This window comes from Chryseobacterium pennae (assembly GCF_003385515.1).
GTDB classification, from domain to species: Bacteria; Bacteroidota; Bacteroidia; order Flavobacteriales; family Weeksellaceae; genus Chryseobacterium; species Chryseobacterium pennae.
The window spans coordinates 1-636 of the sequence record NZ_QNVT01000075.1 but is presented as its reverse complement, the minus strand read 5'-3'; the positions used below and the strand labels follow the sequence as shown (position 1 = coordinate 636).

Here is a 636-nt window from a genome sequence, read left to right as displayed (position 1 = left end):
CCAGGGAGAAGCACCCATCTACATGAGAATTACTATTGACGGAAAAATTTCTGAAATCAGTACAAAACGCACCGTATTGCCTTCAAAATGGAACTGCCAGGCTCAAAGTGTAAAAGGGTCTTCAGAAGAATGCAAATCACTTAATTTTTATCTTAAAACATTTGAGCAGAAAGTTTATGATACCTATCATACACTAATAAGGGAAAGTGAACCGGTAAGCTGTGAAATTCTTAAGAACAGACTATTGGGCAGAGATCAAAAAAATCGAATGCTGATACCAATATTTCAGGATCATAACGACAGAATGGAGAAGTTAGTAGGGAAGGAGTATGCTAGGGGAACCTTAACCCGCTATAAAACCTGCTTAAGCCATACCAAAGAATTTTTGCAGTGGAAATATGATATTTCTGATATTGATATCAGGAAAATTAATTACGCCTTTCTCAATGATTTTGAATTTTTTCTACGAACTGAAAAACATTGTGGTAACAATACAGCCGTAAAGTATATTATGAACTTTGGGAAGATCATCAGAGCTTGCTTGAATCATGGTTGGTTGGAAAAAGATCCATTTATGAATTATGATTCAAAATTTGATGAAGTAACAAGAGTATTTCTTAATGAGCAGGAGTTAGA

General features: G+C 34.9%; 1 protein-coding gene. It reads left to right on the top strand.

The window, feature by feature from the left end:
• Positions 1–22 precede the first annotated feature (22 nt).
• Positions 23–636: phage integrase SAM-like domain and Arm DNA-binding domain-containing protein (locus tag DRF65_RS28190; protein ID WP_317126224.1), on the top strand; the 614-nt coding region annotated here is incomplete at its 3' end.